The sequence below is a fragment of the Salmonella sp. JXY0409-18 genome, from assembly GCF_020268625.1.
In the GTDB taxonomy this organism is placed as follows: domain Bacteria; phylum Pseudomonadota; class Gammaproteobacteria; order Enterobacterales; family Enterobacteriaceae; genus Salmonella; species Salmonella enterica.
In genome coordinates, this window is sequence record NZ_CP084216.1 from 342431 (window position 1) to 359545 (window position 17115).

The window sequence follows — 17115 nt, forward strand, 5'->3', positions numbered from 1 at the left end:
GATGTGACTTAATATTTTTATTAAGCTATTAAGATGGGTGGTAGCGAATATCGCGATTGCCCATTTTTATATTTAGGATGAATAATTGTATGGATGCTGATTTATTAAATAAATATTTATGGACTGTGAAAAAACAGGCTATTGCATTTATTTCTTCAATTCTGTTGCTGGAGATGATTTCACCGCTGGGCCTGGCAGAAGACGCCTTACCAAAAGGTAAAGATTACCCTGCGGTTATTTATCATGGGAAAACGGCGACAAGCGTAGACCGCACGGATGAGTTCACCAATATGTTCCACACACGTTTCAAAGAAGCATTGCAGAACGACGCCGTTTTTGCGGGTGAGTATGCCCAGACCGAATGGGGCTGCGGCGGTTCTGGGTGTCATGTTATTGCTTTTATCAACAAGCGAACAGGGCGCGCGTTATCCCACACCTTTCAGGTCTATTATAGCGGGACGGACGAAGAGCCGCAGCCTATAGGTGAAGAGATTCTGTATATGGATAAAAAGAGTCGATTGCTGGTAGCTTATAAAACCACTGAGTCGTTGGAGAAGTCTTATGATTATTATCTTCTCAATGGCAATGAGTTAGTGCTTATTCGCAAAGTTCCAGATAAAGGAGGCTACTGACAAATGCCGGAGCCTAATAAATGTTGGATTGCATCCAACGAAAATTTGTAGCGCATTGATATTTTGGACTTGTTGGGTGGGGCGAAGCGTAACCCAACATCAAACAGCGCCAATAGCTTCGTCAGCGGTCTGAAAGGCTTATAGATTCTGACAGCCAGACGGTGATGCTGGCGAAAGTAATGAAAAATACCCGGATGATGTCGCCACAGGAAACGGAAGTAGTGAGCGTAATGGACGGCATGATTAAGGTAATTACCGAACATCGCAACACTCACAACGCCATTGGCTATACCTTTCGTTATTACGCTACGCAGATGCACAGCAATAAAGAGATTAAATTACTGGCGATAAACGATGTTGCGCCGACGGTTGAAAATATTCGTAACGGCAGTTACCCGTACACGGTTGATGTTTATATGGTCACCCGTGAACACCCCACAGCGGAAACACAAAAGCTGGTGGACTGGTTTCTAAGCCCGCAGGGACAACAGTTGGTGCAGGATGTGGGATATGTGCCGCTGTATCCGGCCGCGAAATAAAGGGACTAAATGGAAGAGGTTAAATTATATGTGGAACTGGTAGGCGTAGACCCGGCCAGCGGCGCTGATATTCGTATTGCACGGCGTGAATCCACTTCGTGGCATAAAGATATTGTTGCTGAGCTGATTAATCAGGTCCTCGACGAGAGTGAAGCATTCATGGGCGCGCAGGGGCTGGAAGGGCTGCATGTATATGATGTCATGTTAGGGATTGGCTTAACATCTAGTGGTATCTGGCCTGGATTTTCTCTTGAGCCTGATACGATTAGCCGTATTAGCGCCTGCGGTGCGTCGTTGGACTTCGATCCTTATATTGATGTGGTGCCAGCTCATACCTGCGACATCAAAACACTCGATGATTTCACGGTCATTTTTTCCGCGCAGGGTTTTCATCAGCAGCGGAGCGTGATAACCACGCGTGGCCTTCGTGAGTACAGCGATGCGACTGATATTTTTATCTTTCAGGTATTTAAGGGCGCCTTGAAATACCACAACGACAATAGCCTGAGGGTATTCAGGAAAAAGCAGTCGGCGTTGACGCTATACGCCCGGTTCTATCAGGCTAAAAGCGGTTGCGAGGAAAGTTGTACGAGCTGTCAGGAGTTGTGTACCAGGCCTGGCTTTCATTTGCCGCGTGAGGTCTTTATTCGCCTCAATGCTGCTCAGGCGCGCTTTGTATATTGGCCGTTTGAGAAACGGCGGCTACCGGTGTGGTGAGGTGGGGCGCTGCATTGAGCATCATCGCTGTGCTGACCGCCTGCGATGATCGCCTGGTAAGCTATTTTCCTGATTATGCCGCCATACCCGAGCAGTCCGGTATCTGGACCTGGCTGCCTGTGTTCTTTCCATCGTCCGCCAGTGAAATAGAAATGACGTTTAACCTGGACAGCAATCTTTTTTATGCTGACTTTAGCGTGGCCGACGGTGATAAACGCGCGCATTTTGAAAGGGGGCTGGGGGAGGAGAGCGTGGTTCATTATGCCAACTTTACTCATAAAAGCTGGTGTAAAACGGGGAAAACTCTCTGGAATAGCGAAGCGCTGGCAAAACCCTTCTTTATTACCAAAATAAGTGTCGAGCGCTACCGTATCACTAATCATATGCCCGGCTGTACAAAACCCGGCGAGTGAATGCGGTATGTGGCGAAAAGGGCGGTATAAACCGCCCCGGATTTTATTACGACGCCAGTGAAAGCTGGTGTTTCTCAACATACGCCGCCAGCCACTGAGTGATGCGGGACTGCTGTTCGGCGGTCAGCCACATGCCTTCTTTGGTGCGACGCCAGATAGCGTCTTCAGTACGGCGCACCCATTCGTGATCCACCAGGTACTTGAGTTCCGCTTCGTAAAACTCATGACCGAAATCTTCGCCTAAATCAAGCAGTGACGTAGCTTCGCCGAGAATCCACTCCGTGTTGCTACCGTAAGTGCGCGAATAGTGGCGCGCCAGCGATTCCGTCAGGAACGGATAACGACGACGCAGCTTCGCCGCGTAATCTTCGCGGCTGCCGTCGATGTCGCCGCCGGGCAGTACGCACGTTTTGGTCCATGCCGGCCCGATGCCTGGATAATAAGACGCCAGTTTTTCCATCGCGTGTTCGGCCAGCTTACGGTAGGTCGTGAGCTTACCACCAAACACGGAAAGCAGCGGCGCTTTGCCGTTTTCATCATGGATATCCAGGGTATAATCGCGAGTGATCGCCTGCGGTGAGTCGGACTCATCATCGCACAGCGGACGGACGCCGGAGTACGTCCAGACGATGTCATCGCGCCCCAGTTGTTTCTGGAAGTGCGCGTTATAGACCTTCAACAGGTAATTAATTTCGCTCTCTTCGATTTTTACCGCTTTCGGATCGCCTTTATATTCGACATCGGTTGTGCCAATGATCGAAAACTCCTCCATCCACGGAATGACAAAGACGATACGTTTATCTTCGTTTTGCAGAATATACGCCTGCTTCTGATTATGGACGCGCGGCACGACGATATGGCTGCCTTTGATCAGGCGGATGCCATACGGTGACGGCAGATGCATCCCTTCGTCGAAGAACTGTTTGACCCACGGTCCGGTGGCGTTAACCAGTCCGCGCGCCTGCCAGACATATTTTTTACCGGTGTCGATATCTTCCGCTTCGACAATCCACAGGCCATTTTCCCGACGAGCGGCGGTTGCGCGAGTACGGGTAAGGACTTCGCCGCCTTTACGCACCACCATCTGTGCGTTAGCCAGCACCAGACGCGCATCGTCTACCCAGCAGTCGGAGTATTCGAATCCGCGCACGATTTCAGGTTTGAGTACCGAATCTGCGCCAAACCGCACACCGGTGGAACCGGGTAAACTGGTACGTTTGCCGAGGTGATCGTACATAAACAGACCGATACGGATCATCCAGGCCGGACGTAAATGCGGGCGGTGCGGCAGACGAAAACGCATCGGGAAGGCGATGTGCGGCGCCATTTTCAACAGCACTTCACGTTCGGCCAGCGCTTCGCTGACCAGACGGAACTCGTAGTGTTCAAGGTAGCGTAAGCCGCCGTGGATAAGTTTCGAACTGGCGGAAGAGGTCGCGCAGGCCAAATCCTGCGCTTCCAGCATGAGTACGGACAAACCGCGTCCGGCGGCATCAGCCGCGATGCCTGCACCGTTAATGCCCCCGCCTATCACGATCAGATCTTTGGTTTCCATGCTGCCCTCTTGCACTTTCGTTAAAGTTCAAAAATGTTCGTTATCGAACATAATAGCAAAGAAACGCGCTATTGGTAACATCGAAAAAACATTTTAGAGTGATATGTATAACATTATGGCGTTAAGCTACTCCGTCAACGTACACTGGGCGATAAAATGCCTTAATTGGCTTCACCGGTAATAATGAAAGAGCGATTCATGGAACAATTTGAATGTATCACTGTAGAAGAGGCGTATCAGAAACTGCACCAGGGCGCGGCGGTGCTGGTCGATATTCGCGATCCGCAAAGTTATGCCATGGGTCATGCGCCGCAGGCGTTTCACTTGACTAACGATACGCTGGGCGCGTTTATGCGTGAGCATGGTTTCGATACCGCCGTGATGGTAATGTGCTATCACGGCAACAGTAGTAAAGGCGCCGCGCAGTATCTGCTCCAGCAAGGCTATGATGCGGTTTACAGCATTGACGGCGGGTTTGAGGCCTGGCATCGCCGTTTCCCTGCCGATGTCGCAAATGGCGCGTAATCCCATAAAGATGCAGCCTCCGACGAGAAGGGTATATATACTGTCTTCTTTTGTATGGACTAAGCGACAGCAATAATGTTGATGATTACTTCCTTTGCGAATCCTCGCGTGGCGCAGGCATTTGTTGATTACATGGCCACCCAGGGCGTCATTCTTACTATTCAGCAACATAATCAAAGCGATATCTGGTTGGCGGATGAATCGCAGGCCGAACGTGTGCGGGTCGAGCTGGCGCGGTTTATAGAAAATCCCGGCGATCCGCGTTATCTGGCGGCTAGCTGGCAGTCCGGGCAGACGAACAGCGGGCTACGCTACCGCCGTTTTCCCTTTCTCGCCACGCTGCGTGAACGAGCCGGCCCTGTTACCTGGATCGTGATGCTCGCCTGCGTGCTGGTCTATATCGCGATGAGTCTCATCGGCGATCAGACGGTGATGGTGTGGCTGGCGTGGCCGTTCGATCCGGTTTTAAAATTTGAAGTCTGGCGCTACTTCACCCATATCTTTATGCACTTCTCACTGATGCATATTCTTTTTAACCTGCTGTGGTGGTGGTATCTAGGCGGGGCGGTAGAGAAGCGCCTGGGCAGCGGTAAATTAATCGTCATTACGGTGATAAGCGCGCTACTAAGCGGCTATGTACAGCAGAAATTTAGCGGCCCGTGGTTTGGCGGGCTGTCTGGCGTCGTCTATGCGCTGATGGGTTACGTGTGGCTGCGCGGAGAGCGCGATCCGCAAAGCGGAATTTACCTCCAGCGCGGCTTAATTATTTTTGCATTATTGTGGATAGTCGCTGGTTGGTTTGACTGGTTTGGCATGTCTATGGCGAACGGCGCGCACATCGCCGGGCTTATCGTCGGTTTAGCGATGGCCTTTGTTGATACGCTGAATGCGCGAAAACGAACGTGAGGCGTATCCGGCCTGTGGTCGAGATATTTTTCCAGGCCGGGTAGGGCGAATGCCGCTATCCGGCGCAAGGTTGGTTACTTTCAGAGATTATTCATGAAACAAACACAACGGCATGACGCGATCATTGAACTGGTGAAAAAACAGGGGTACGTCAGTACGGAAGAGCTGGTGGAGCATTTTTCTGTCAGCCCGCAAACCATTCGTCGGGATCTTAACGATCTGGCGGAACAGAATATGATTTTGCGCCACCACGGCGGCGCGGCGTTGCCCTCCAGCTCGGTGAACACGCCGTGGCACGATCGTAAGGCGACGCAAACGGAAGAAAAAGAGCGCATCGCTCGCAAAGTCGCGGCCCAGATCCCCAATGGTTCAACGCTGTTTATTGATATCGGCACGACGCCGGAAGCCGTAGCGCACGCCCTGTTAGGGCACAGTAATTTGCGGATCGTGACCAACAATTTGAACGTAGCGAACACGCTAATGGCGAAAGAGGATTTTCGTATTATCCTCGCCGGCGGCGAACTCCGCAGCCGCGACGGCGGCATTATTGGCGAAGCGACGCAGGACTTTATCGCCCAGTTCCGTCTCGATTTCGGCATTCTCGGTATTAGCGGTATTGATAGCGACGGCTCGTTGCTGGAATTTGACTATCATGAGGTACGCACCAAGCGCGCGATTATCGAAAATTCGCGCCATGTGATGCTGGTGGTGGATCACTCTAAATTTGGCCGTAACGCGATGGTAAACATGGGCAGCATTAGTATGGTCGATGCGGTCTACACCGATACCCTGCCGCCGCCGGGCGTGATGCAGGTGATTGCCGACCACCATATTCAATTAGAGCTGTGCTAAAGAGACTGTCTTATCAGGCCTAACTCTGCGCGTGATCGTAGGCCTGATAAGCTCATCAGGCACACGTCAAACCCCGTACCCCATCATCTTCAGCAACTGCTGCGCGTGCTGTACCGCGTCCTGACGGTGCGCGACGCCGAGTTTCTGGTAGAGGTTGCGGATATGCGTCTTAATGGTGGTCGCGGCCACCGCCAGTTCGCCGGCAATCTGTTCGTTGCTGTAACCGGAATAGATAAGCCCTAACACCTGCCATTCACGCTGGGTGAGCGGGCTGGTGCGAATAAGCTCCGGGACATCCGGATGGTTAAGCAGGCGCTCGACGAAGCCCTCGTCAAAATGGGCGAATTTATGCCGGTGATGTTGGTTAATCTCTCGCAGGATGCGCTGCGCGCGATGCTGCTCCATCTCCGGCAGCGTATTGAGCTGGATAAGCTGACGCAATTGTTGCGCCATGGCTTCGCCTTCAATCACAAAATGGCTGATAAATCCGGTGCGGTTGGCGAGCTGTAAGGCATCAAGCAATACGCGCTGGGCATCGTTTTTCCGCCCGGATTGCCAGTAAAGCTGATTGAGTAACAGCAGATTGCGGTTTAAATCGCTCATTAAGCGCAGGCTACGGGCATTCTCATTTAACTCTTCCAGCACGATTTCCGCAGGCTCGAATTCGCCCAGCAGGATCTGCGCGCGGGCGATATTCCGCCATTGCCCTTGCAGAAAATGGTTATTGGCAAACGCCGGTTTGGGCGTATGACGTAACCAGTTGGCGGCGGATTTTTTGTCGCCGGTTAACTGCCAGTAAATGACACGCACCTTATCGGCGTTAGAGATCCAGTCGCAGTGATAACGACCATTGCCTAATAAATTTTCCAGTCGGTTAAGCTGACTACGGGCATTATCCAGATCGCCGCGCGCCAGCGAGCACTGCACCAGTAACGTCAGGCACTGCAACTGTTGTTGCGGCTGGAAGGTGGACAGCACAGCGATACCGCTGCGCGCCGAGGCCTCCGCTTCGTCAAGGCGCGCCCACGCCCACAGCAATTGCGCGCGGATACGTACCAGAAACTCATGCATCGGCAGTTGTTCCAGATGTTGCTCTTTGATCAACTGGAAGGCTCTCTCCTGCGTTTCCCATGCGGCCTGCAGGAATCCCTGGGCGAACTGAATTTCGCTTTGTTGAATTAAGCTCCACAGCGCGTAATGCCAGACGTCATGATGGCGCGCCATTTGTTCGGTTTGCTGCATCAGCGATAAAGACTGGCTGAGATCGCCTTTACAGTGCAGCACTTCACCGTGAACGGAGGTCGCGACAATACGGCTATAAAACCAGGCGAGAGGAAGCTCATCCAGCGCCAGTTTCGCCAGCCGCTCTGCCTCTTCCGGATTGCCGTCGTTGATGGCGACCTGAGCGCGCAGCGCGTTAAATTCAGCATGTAGCGTGCCGTCCATGACCCCTTTGATCTCTTGCTCGGCGCGCGCCAGCAACGTATTCACTTCGCTGTAGCGGTGTTGGCTTTGCATCAGCCAGGCCTGTAACAACACCAGCCGCGGATTTTCCAGCAGGCTTTCCCACGGCAGCGCTTTTAATGACTCTTCCAGCAGCGCCAGTTCACTGTGATTAAACAGCCCCCACGCATGATTAAGCAGGATATCGCGCAGCATTTGCGCGTCACCCGCCGCCAGCGCATGATGTATAGCTTCGCTGGGAAAACCTTGTTCCATCCAGCTTTCTGCGGCCGCGCGGTGGATCTCCGGCAGTTCCGCCGCCAGTTCCCACTGGCAACGCTGGCGCAGAAAGCTACCAAACAACGGGTGATAGCTAAACCACTCGCCCGTGTCGTCCATGCGTTGTAGGAATAACCCCTGGCGCTCAATCTCCTCCAGCCGCATCTGGCCGTTTTCTTCGCCGGTCACGCGTACGATCAACGCGTCATTCATTGAGCGTAAGATCGCGCTTTTAAGTAAAAAATGTCGGGTGCTGACATCCACGTTATCCAGTACTTCGTCCACCAGATAATCAGAAAGGTGGCTGGCATTAATCCCGGCAAGACGGCGGGCGGAGTGATGCGCAGAGGTATGGTTCTGGCGCGCGGAGAGGGCGATCAACTGTAGCGCAGTGGCCCAACCGGCAACATCGTCGCACATGCGGCTGCTCTCAGCGGCTTCAATGGGCGACGAAAGACGACGGTCAAAAAATTGCTTTGCTTCCTGATGGTTAAAAGCCAACTGCTGGCTACCGATTTCCAACAGCTGATCGCGCACGCGCAGGTTAGCGATGCCCAGTTGCGGTAAATTACGCGATAACACCACCAGGGTGAAATTTTCCGGCTGATGACGTAAGAAAAAGCGCATCGCGTCGTGAATCACCGGATTGGTAATCAAATGGTAGTCGTCAATCACCAGATAAAGCGGGCGATGCCACTGCGCCAGTTCAATAAAGAGCTGTGCGAAGAGGGACGTCAGGCTGGCGTACTGACGTTTTTGCGCCATCGCTTCGCTGGTAGAGCAGTGTCCGCCGGTGGCCTGTTGGATTGCGGCAATTAAGTAACTGGCGAACCGCTCTTGCTGGTTATCGCCTTCGTCGAGAGAGTACCAGCCTAATTCATTTTTGCCCGCCGCCCACTGTGAGACAAGCGTGGTTTTCCCATAGCCAGCAGGACTGGTTACCAGGGCGAGCCTGAAATTGTTCGCGCCGGAAAGTTTAGCCAACAGCCGCTCACGAACCACGGTATGGTCGAGACGAACCGGACGACTTAATTTAGACGGAATCAACATAGCAATCACTTCACTGTGGGAAATGGGGGGAACTGCGATTTTTTTTGCGCTTCGTAATTAATAGATATAAGGTCGGCCAGAAAGCATTTTAATGCAAGCTAAGCAGACTTTTTATGTGTCTGAATTTGCACTCTGTCACAATTCTAAATAACGGTATTAAAAAAGTATTCAGCGCGGTTGAAACGAGCGTCAGAGCTGGGCTGAGGTCATATTTTCGTTATTGTAAATAATGTCCTGGACATGATGCGGATTTAACACAATGACGATACCAGGCGTTTAATTAATTATGTTTAGTTAGTGAATCTCCCGCCGCTGAATATTTCAGATAAGAAACTATTTCGGCGTTCATATAATCTTCGAAAATACCCCTTCGCGATTTACTGTTATTTCTGTTTATTCATTTGATTATGCGTAACACTGAGTGTCGTTGACAGGAATCGGCGCGTTTATACAGGGGTAAGTGGCGGCGATCACACTTTTATGCTCATCCCCGCTCCTCCTCCCTCCCTAATCATTGCCGGGAGGAGGAAGGTCAACATCGAGCCTGGCAAACTAGCGATAACGTTGTTTTATTACCCGAGGACGGATTTCCTATGTCACAGCCAACCTTCAATAAAGATCAATTCCAGGCCGCCCTGACGCGTCAGTGGCAGCGTTTCGGTTTACTGTCGGCGTCCGACATGACGCCTCGTCAGTGGTGGCAGGCCGTTAGCGGCGCGCTGGCGGAATTACTGAGCGCGCAACCGGTAGCGCAGCCGACAAAAGGCCAGCGTCATGTGAACTACATTTCGATGGAATTTTTGATTGGTCGCCTGACGGGAAATAACCTGTTAAATCTGGGATGGTACCAGGACGTTAGCGATGTACTGAAAGCGCACGATATTAATCTGACCGATCTGCTGGAAGAGGAAGTCGATCCGGCGCTCGGCAACGGTGGTTTGGGACGTCTGGCCGCCTGCTTCCTCGATTCGATGGCCACCGTCGGGCAGTCCGCTACGGGCTATGGTCTGAACTACCAGTATGGGCTGTTCCGTCAGTCATTTGTTGAAGGCAAGCAGATGGAAGCGCCGGATGACTGGCATCGCGGCAGCTATCCGTGGTTCCGCCACAACGAGGCGCTGGACGTCCAGGTTGGGATCGGCGGTAAAGTCACCAAAGAAGGGCGCTGGGAGCCAAGCTTTGTGATTACAGGCCAGGCCTGGGATCTGCCGGTGTTAGGCTATCGTAACGGTGTCGCGCAACCGCTGCGTTTGTGGCAGGCGACCCACGCGCATCCGTTTGATCTGACCAAATTCAACGACGGCGCTTTCCTGCGGGCGGAACAGCAGGGTATCGATGCGGAAAAACTGACGAAGGTGCTTTATCCCAACGATAACCACACGGCGGGCAAAAAACTGCGCCTGATGCAGCAATACTTCCAGTGCGCCTGCTCGGTAGCGGATATTCTGCGTCGCCATCATCTGGCCGGACGCAAACTGCATGAGCTGGCGGATTACGAGGTCATTCAGTTGAACGATACTCACCCGACCATCGCCATTCCGGAACTGCTGCGCGTGCTGATTGACGAGCACCAACTGAGCTGGGATGACGCCTGGGCTATCACCAGCAAAACCTTCGCCTACACCAACCACACCCTGATGCCGGAAGCGCTGGAGTGCTGGGATGAGAAGCTGGTGAAAGCGCTGCTGCCGCGTCATATGCAGATCATCAAAGAGATTAACGACCGCTTTAAGAAGCTGGTCGATAACACCTGGCCTGGTGATAAGCAGGTATGGGCAAAACTGGCGGTGGTGTATGACCGTCAGGTGCGCATGGCCAATATGTGCGTGGTCAGCGGCTTTGCGGTCAACGGTGTGGCGGCGCTGCACTCCGATCTGGTGGTGAAAGATCTGTTCCCGGAATATCACCAACTTTGGCCGAACAAATTCCACAATGTCACCAACGGCATTACGCCGCGTCGCTGGATCAAACAGTGCAATCCGCAGCTTGCGGCGTTGCTGGATAAAACGCTGAAAAAAGAGTGGGCTAACGATCTCGACCAGTTGATCAACCTCGAAAAATACGCTGACGATGCGAAGTTCCGTCAGCAGTATCGCGACATCAAACGGGCGAACAAAGAACGGCTGGTGAAATTCATCCAGGCCCGTACCGGGATTGAGATTTCGAGCCATGCGATTTTTGATATTCAGATCAAACGCCTGCATGAGTACAAGCGTCAGCATCTGAATCTGTTGCATATTCTGGCGCTGTACAAAGAGATCCGCGAAAACCCGCAGGCTGATCGCGTACCGCGCGTATTCTTGTTTGGCGCGAAGGCGGCGCCGGGCTATTACCTGGCGAAGAACATCATTTTTGCTATCAATAAGGTTGCGGAAGCCATTAATAACGACCCGGCGGTGGGTGATAAGCTGAAGGTGGTTTTCCTGCCGGATTACTGCGTCTCGGCGGCGGAAATGCTCATTCCGGCGGCGGATATTTCCGAGCAAATTTCCACTGCCGGGAAAGAGGCGTCCGGCACCGGCAATATGAAACTGGCGCTGAACGGGGCGTTGACAGTGGGAACGCTGGACGGCGCTAACGTTGAAATCGCTGAGAAGGTGGGTGAAGAGAATATCTTTATCTTTGGCCATACTGTGGAAGAGGTCAAGGCGCTCAAAGCCAAAGGCTACGATCCGGTGAAATGGCGTAAAAAAGACAAAGTGCTGGATGCGGTGCTAAAAGAGCTGGAAAGCGGTCAATACAGCAATGGCGATAAACATGCCTTTGACCAGATGCTGCATAGCCTCGGCAAACAGGGGGGCGATCCGTACCTGGTCATGGCGGACTTCGCCGCTTATGTCGAGGCGCAAAAGCAGGTGGATGCGCTGTATCGCGACCAGGAAGCGTGGACGCGCGCCGCGATCCTCAATACCGCGCGCTGCGGTATGTTCAGTTCCGATCGCTCTATTCGCGATTATCAGGCCCGTATCTGGCAGGCAAAACGCTAAGGGAGCGCGATGGAAAATAAACGTCTCGATAGTGCCGCGCTGGCGGCGGGGATCAGCCCCAGTTACATCAATGCTCATGGCAAACCGCAGTCTATTGGCGCTGAAACCAAGAGACGTTTGCTGGCGGCGATGCACGGCACGACAACAGGACCACAGGCGGTCGTGCCGAATGTGAAGGTTTATACCGCGGGTAAAAAAATGGCGTTGCCGGTAGAGGGGCGCGGTGAGTTTGCCTGGCTGCTGACTACGGAAGAGGGCGTGCATTACAAAGGGCGCGTGACGGGCGGTAAAAAACTTAACCTTCCGGCTACATTGCCGGAGGGCTACCACACCCTGACGTTGACCCAGGATGAACAGCGTACGCACTGCCGTATTATCGTCGCCCCGCCGCGATGCTATGAGCCGCAGGCGCTACTGGAAGGGAAAAAACTGTGGGGGGCCTGCGTCCAGCTTTATACTCTGCGTTCAGAAAAAAACTGGGGTATTGGCGATTTCGGCGATTTAAAGTCGATGCTGGTCGACGTGGCGACACGCGGCGGCGCGTTTATCGGCCTGAACCCGATCCACGCGCTTTATCCGGCGAATCCGGAGAGCGCCAGTCCCTACAGCCCCTCGTCTCGTCGCTGGCTGAACGTGATATATATCGACGTCAATGCCGTCGAAGATTTCCGCCTGAGCGAAGAGGCTCAGGCATGGTGGCAAATGCCCGCCACACAGCAAAAGCTGCGACAGGCGCGCGATGCGCAATGGGTGGATTACGCTACCGTTACCGCGCTGAAAATCACGGCGTTGCGGATGGCGTGGACGCGCTTTGCCGCTCGCGACGATGCGCAAATGGCGGAGTTTCGTCACTTTATCGCCCGTGAAGGCGAGAGCCTTTACTGGCAGGCGGCATTCGACGCGCTGCATGCGTATCAGGCGAAAGAGGATGAGCAGCGCTGGGGCTGGCCAGCCTGGCCGGAGGCGTACCAGTCGGTAGAGTCTCCCGCTGTAAAACAATTCTGTGAAGCGCACCGCGAAGAGGTGGAGTTTTACCTCTGGCTTCAGTGGCTGGCCTGGCGCCAATTCGCCGCCTGCTGGGATACCTGCCAGAGTTTTAAACTACCGATTGGTCTGTACCGCGATCTGGCGGTTGGCGTAGCGGAAGGCGGCGCGGAAACCTGGTGCGACCGGGAGCTGTACTGCCTGAAAGCATCTGTCGGCGCGCCGCCGGATATCCTCGGCCCGCTCGGTCAGAACTGGGGGCTGCCGCCAATGGACCCGCATATCATTGTCGCCCGGGCGTATGAGCCCTTTATCGACCTGCTGCGCGCCAATATGCAAAACTGCGGCGCGTTGCGCATTGACCATGTCATGTCGTTGCTGCGTCTGTGGTGGATACCGTATGGCGAAACAGCGGATCGCGGGGCATATGTTCAGTATCCGGTTGACGATCTGTTGGCTATTCTGGCGCTGGAGAGCCAACGTCACCGCTGTATGGTGATAGGCGAAGATCTGGGGACGGTGCCAGTTGAGATTGTCGGCAAGCTGCGCGATAGCGGGGTCTATTCTTATAAAGTGCTGTGGTTTGAAAATGACCTTGAGAAAAACTTCCGCGCGCCAGGCGCGTATCCGCAACAATCGATGGCTGTCGCCTCGACGCACGATCTCCCCACGCTGCGCGGCTATTGGGAATGCGGTGACCTGACGTTGGGTAAAGCTCTGGGGCTTTATCCGGATGAAGTGATTCTGCGCGGGCTGTATGAGGATCGCGAGCGGGCGAAACAGGGGCTATTGGACGCGCTGCATAAATATGGCTGTCTGCCAAAACGCGCCGGGCATAAGGCATCGTTAATGTCGATGACGCCAACGCTAAATCGCGGACTTCAGCGCTATATCGCCGACAGTAACAGCGGTCTGTTGGGGCTTCAGCCGGAGGACTGGCTGGATATGGCCGATCCGGTTAACGTACCGGGCACCAGCGATCAGTATAAAAACTGGCGACGGAAGCTCACCGCCACGCTGGAGCAGATGTTTGCCGATGAGGGCGTAAACAAGCTGATTAAGGATTTGGATAAGCGCCGAAAAGCGGCCGCGAAGAAGAAGTAATAAAGCCGGGGATTTCCCCGGCTTTATGATGGTGAGAGCACGTAGGCCTGATAAGCGCAGCGCCATCAGGCAATCCTGGCGCACATTGCTGCCTTATCCGGCCTACAAGCCGCCTCGCTTAAACCACCATACCCAGTAGCAGACAGCCGATCAGGCCGCAGACGGAGATGATCGTTTCCAGCATCGACCAGGATTTAATGGTCTCGCCGATAGTCAAATTGAAATACTCTTTGAACAGCCAGAAGCCCGGGTCGTTGACGTGAGAGAAAATCACGCTCCCGGAACCGACTGCGATAACCATCAGTTCAGGGCTAACGCCGGTAGTGGCGATCAGCGGCGCCGCAATGCCGCCTGCGGTAATCGCCGCGACAGTCGCAGAGCCCAGCGCGATACGCAGCACCGCCGCGATAGACCACGCCATCAACAGCGGAGAGACATTGGTTTCATGCATCATTGAAGCGATGTATTTATCCACGCCGCTATCGACCAGCACCTGCTTGAACGCGCCGCCGCCGCCAATGATCAGCAGCATCATGGCGATAATTTTGATGGAAGAGACCAGCGTATCGTTAATCTGATCCATGGAACGTCCGCGGTTCAGGCCAAAGGTGAACATCGCAATCAGTACGGCAATCAACGTAGCCATTACCGGGTCGCCCAGGAACTCGGCAACGGGCAGGAAAGCGTGGCCTTTTGGCAGAATCATCTCGGCAACCGCACGCATCGCCATCAGAATCACCGGAACCAGCGACGTCCAGACGCTGACGCCAAAGCCCGGCATCTCTTCTTCCGTAAAAGTTTTCGCGCTGTACAGGCCTTCCGGGATCGGCTTATCGATGCCTTTCAGAAAACGGGCGTAAACCGGGCCGGCAAGGATCACGGTCGGGATCGCCAGAATCGTACCAAACAGCAACGTTTTACCCATATCAGCATGGAAAATCGTGGCGATCGCGGTTGGGCCCGGGTGCGGCGGCAGGAAACCGTGTGTGACGGAGAGCGCCGCGGCCATCGGCACGCCGACGTACAGTAACGGGATATTCGCCGCTGCGGCAATGGTGAATACCAGCGGCAGCATCAGAACAAAGCCCACTTCATAGAACAGAGCGAAGCCGACGGTAAAGCCGGTTAACACTACGGCCCACTGAATATGCTTTTTACCAAATTTCGCGATCAGGGTAGTGGCGATACGTTGAGCGCCGCCGCAGTCGGCAAGCATTTTGCCCAGCATGGCGCCGAACCCCATAATCAGGGCCAGACTGCCAAGCGTACTGCCGACACCGGCTTTGATGGAGCCGATGACTTTATCCAGCGGCATTCCCTGCATCAACCCGACAGCGAGCGCTACCAGGACAAGGGCGATAAATCCGTTCATTTTGAAGCGGATCATCAGAAGAAGTAACAAGATAACACCGATAGCAACGATGACTAATGGCATGATTTACCTGGCCTTTACTTTGTTATGGGTAACGTCATTGTTTCGACGACAAATTCCTGTTGTTCCCGACGGGAACAGAGTCGCAATAGCACCAATACTGATTACCGTTGAAACGAATGAGCGTAGTCAGATGTTATATGGATGTTAGGTGCCCATAAGAATGATACGGGTAACATATGGGTGTTGAAAATGACCCTGGCAGGCAAAATTTAAATTATGAGACACAGGTCATGTTATCGGCGAAAGAAGAAGGACCATTGTTCTGAGATGTGGCTGATAGCGCCGGATGGCGGCGTATACGCCTTATTCGGCCTACGGTTGGGCAGACAAGGCCCGACAGGCGCAAGCGCCATCGGGCATGGATGCAGGGAAAATCTTAGTAGTAGGAGTGCTCGCCGCGCTGGTGTTCGGTCAGATCGCGAACCCCTTTCAGTTCCGGGAATTCATTCAGCAACTGTTTCTCGATCCCTTCTTTCAGCGTGACGTCAACCATCGAGCAACCGTTACAACCGCCGCCAAACTGCAGAATTGCATAGCCTTCATCGGTAATTTCCATCAGCGAGACGCGACCGCCGTGGCCCGCCAACTGCGGGTTAATCTGCGATTGCAGAGCATATTCCACGCGCTCCATCAGCGGCGCGTCATCGGCCACTTTGCGCATCTTCGCGTTTGGCGCTTTCAATGTGAGTTGAGAACCTAGCTGGTCGGTCACGAAATCAATTTCCGCGTCTTCCAGATAGGGCGCGCTCAGCTCGTCGACATAAGCGGTCAACAGGTCAAATTTCAGTGCAGTATCGGTGGCTTCTACGGCGTCGGGCGGACAATAAGAAACGCCGCACTCTGCGTTAGGAGTGCCGGGATTAATGACAAATACGCGGATTTGCGTCCCTTCTTCCTGATTTGCCAGCAGTTTGGCAAAGTGCGCTTGTGCAGCATCGGAAATACGGATCATAGTAATGGCCTAATAGTTGACTATTTTAGTTGGTTATAATACGCCCATCATCGAGGCTCTACAAGGTTCGACACAGGCACCATACCTGGACAGTCGCTGCGCCGTTGCGCAAAAGCAGTTGCGCGATTTCCGCGACGGTACTTCCGGTAGTGACGACATCATCCACAATAACCATATGGAGACCCTGTACCGGCAATTCAAGGCGAAACGCGTTTTTCAAATTGCGTTTACGTAACCTGGCGCTGAGATGATGTTGTGTTGCGGTCGCCCGTACCCGCGTAATGGTCTGGCTGTCCCACGCGCAGCCCAGCCAGCGCGCTAACGGATGACATAACAGATCGCTTTGGTTAAATCCCCGCCGCCAGTGTCGGCGCGACCAGAGCGGAACGCTGACGATTCTGTCGGGAAGCTGCAAGCCAGTGCTGCGGCGCGCCATGAGTACTTCCTGCAGCAGTAGACGCGCCAGTGCGGCGGCAATTTCGCTGCGGCGGGTAAATTTAAGCTGATGCACCAGTAAACTCAAGGGCGGCGTATAGTCACTGACGCTCACCAGACGCTGCCAGGGCGGTGGTTTTTGCAGGCAGCGACCGCAGGGGAGCGAAGGATACGCGGCAGGTAATCCGCATTGCGGACACAGGCTGACGCGCTGACGAACGGCGCGCGCGCATACGGAACAAATCCCCCAGTGGCTTAACGCCAGCGGCATTCGGCATAGCCAGCATAATCCCGGTACTGTTAGCAT

12 protein-coding genes and 2 pseudogenes are annotated in these 17115 nt (G+C 53.7%); 9 read left to right on the forward strand and 5 right to left on the reverse strand.

Going from position 1 to position 17115, the window contains the following annotated elements; all coding sequences use genetic code 11:
• Positions 1-89 precede the first annotated feature (89 nt).
• The 4 genes and pseudogenes from LDB27_RS01560 to LDB27_RS01575 all read left to right on the forward strand — a co-directional run.
• The gene (locus tag LDB27_RS01560; protein ID WP_000338410.1) at positions 90-632 is read left to right on the forward strand and encodes a hypothetical protein; all 543 of its coding nucleotides are present in this window, start codon (positions 90-92) and stop codon (positions 630-632) included.
• A 143-nt stretch (positions 633-775) separates the two neighbouring features.
• Positions 776-1171 (forward strand): annotated as a pseudogene (locus LDB27_RS01565) (PstS family phosphate ABC transporter substrate-binding protein); the annotation flags it as partial.
• 9 nt (positions 1172-1180) lie between these two features.
• Positions 1181-1888 (forward strand): membrane protein, encoded by a 708-nt coding sequence (locus LDB27_RS01570; RefSeq protein WP_000393231.1) that lies wholly within the window; start codon positions 1181-1183, stop codon positions 1886-1888.
• Positions 1882-2301: pseudogene (locus LDB27_RS01575) on the forward strand (hypothetical protein); the annotation flags it as partial. The gene LDB27_RS01570 and the pseudogene LDB27_RS01575, both read left to right, overlap by 7 nt.
• A 46-nt stretch (positions 2302-2347) precedes the next feature.
• Here LDB27_RS01575 and glpD read toward each other — a convergent pair.
• Complete coding sequence (gene glpD / locus LDB27_RS01580; protein WP_000448178.1) at positions 2348-3856, reverse strand: glycerol-3-phosphate dehydrogenase; 1509 nt, start codon at positions 3854-3856, stop codon at positions 2348-2350.
• Between the two features lie 198 nt (positions 3857-4054).
• Between glpD and glpE the strand changes: the two genes are divergently transcribed.
• The 3 genes from glpE (at position 4055) to LDB27_RS01595 (ending at position 6139) form a co-directional block, all read left to right on the forward strand.
• On the forward strand, positions 4055-4381 hold the full coding sequence (glpE, locus tag LDB27_RS01585) for a thiosulfate sulfurtransferase GlpE (RefSeq protein ID WP_000434523.1): 327 nt from the start codon (positions 4055-4057) through the stop codon (positions 4379-4381).
• 75 nt (positions 4382-4456) lie between these two features.
• Complete coding sequence (glpG, locus tag LDB27_RS01590) at positions 4457-5287, forward strand: rhomboid family intramembrane serine protease GlpG (protein WP_000928702.1); 831 nt, start codon at positions 4457-4459, stop codon at positions 5285-5287.
• Between the two features lie 93 nt (positions 5288-5380).
• Entirely contained in the window at positions 5381-6139 is a 759-nt protein-coding gene (locus tag LDB27_RS01595; protein WP_000815084.1) for a DeoR/GlpR family transcriptional regulator, read from the forward strand.
• Positions 6140-6205: 66 nt separating this feature from the next.
• Here the strand turns inward: LDB27_RS01595 and malT are convergent, their stop codons facing one another.
• On the reverse strand, positions 6206-8911 hold the full coding sequence (gene malT / locus LDB27_RS01600; RefSeq protein ID WP_000907030.1) for an HTH-type transcriptional regulator MalT: 2706 nt from the start codon (positions 8909-8911) through the stop codon (positions 6206-6208).
• A 593-nt stretch (positions 8912-9504) separates the two neighbouring features.
• Here malT and malP point away from each other — a divergent pair.
• Together malP and malQ are read left to right on the forward strand one after the other, a co-directional pair.
• Complete coding sequence (gene malP, locus LDB27_RS01605; RefSeq protein WP_000082253.1) at positions 9505-11898, forward strand: maltodextrin phosphorylase; 2394 nt, start codon at positions 9505-9507, stop codon at positions 11896-11898.
• A 9-nt stretch (positions 11899-11907) separates the two neighbouring features.
• Positions 11908-13986 carry a 4-alpha-glucanotransferase gene (gene malQ / locus LDB27_RS01610; RefSeq protein WP_000428718.1) on the forward strand — a complete coding sequence of 693 codons (2079 nt, stop codon included), beginning with the start codon at positions 11908-11910 and terminating at the stop codon, positions 13984-13986.
• A 118-nt stretch (positions 13987-14104) separates the two neighbouring features.
• Here malQ and gntT read toward each other — a convergent pair whose 3' ends face one another.
• The 3 genes from gntT to gntX all read right to left on the reverse strand — a co-directional run bounded on the left by gntT (position 14105) and on the right by gntX (position 17115).
• Positions 14105-15421, reverse strand: coding sequence for a gluconate transporter (gntT, locus tag LDB27_RS01615; protein WP_001131768.1), 1317 nt, complete (start codon positions 15419-15421; stop codon positions 14105-14107).
• Between the two features lie 376 nt (positions 15422-15797).
• The gene (gene nfuA / locus LDB27_RS01620; protein ID WP_000619387.1) at positions 15798-16373 is read right to left on the reverse strand and encodes a Fe-S biogenesis protein NfuA; all 576 of its coding nucleotides are present in this window, start codon (positions 16371-16373) and stop codon (positions 15798-15800) included.
• Positions 16374-16431: 58 nt separating this feature from the next.
• On the reverse strand, positions 16432-17115 hold the full coding sequence (gntX, locus tag LDB27_RS01625; protein WP_000958738.1) for a DNA utilization protein GntX: 684 nt from the start codon (positions 17113-17115) through the stop codon (positions 16432-16434).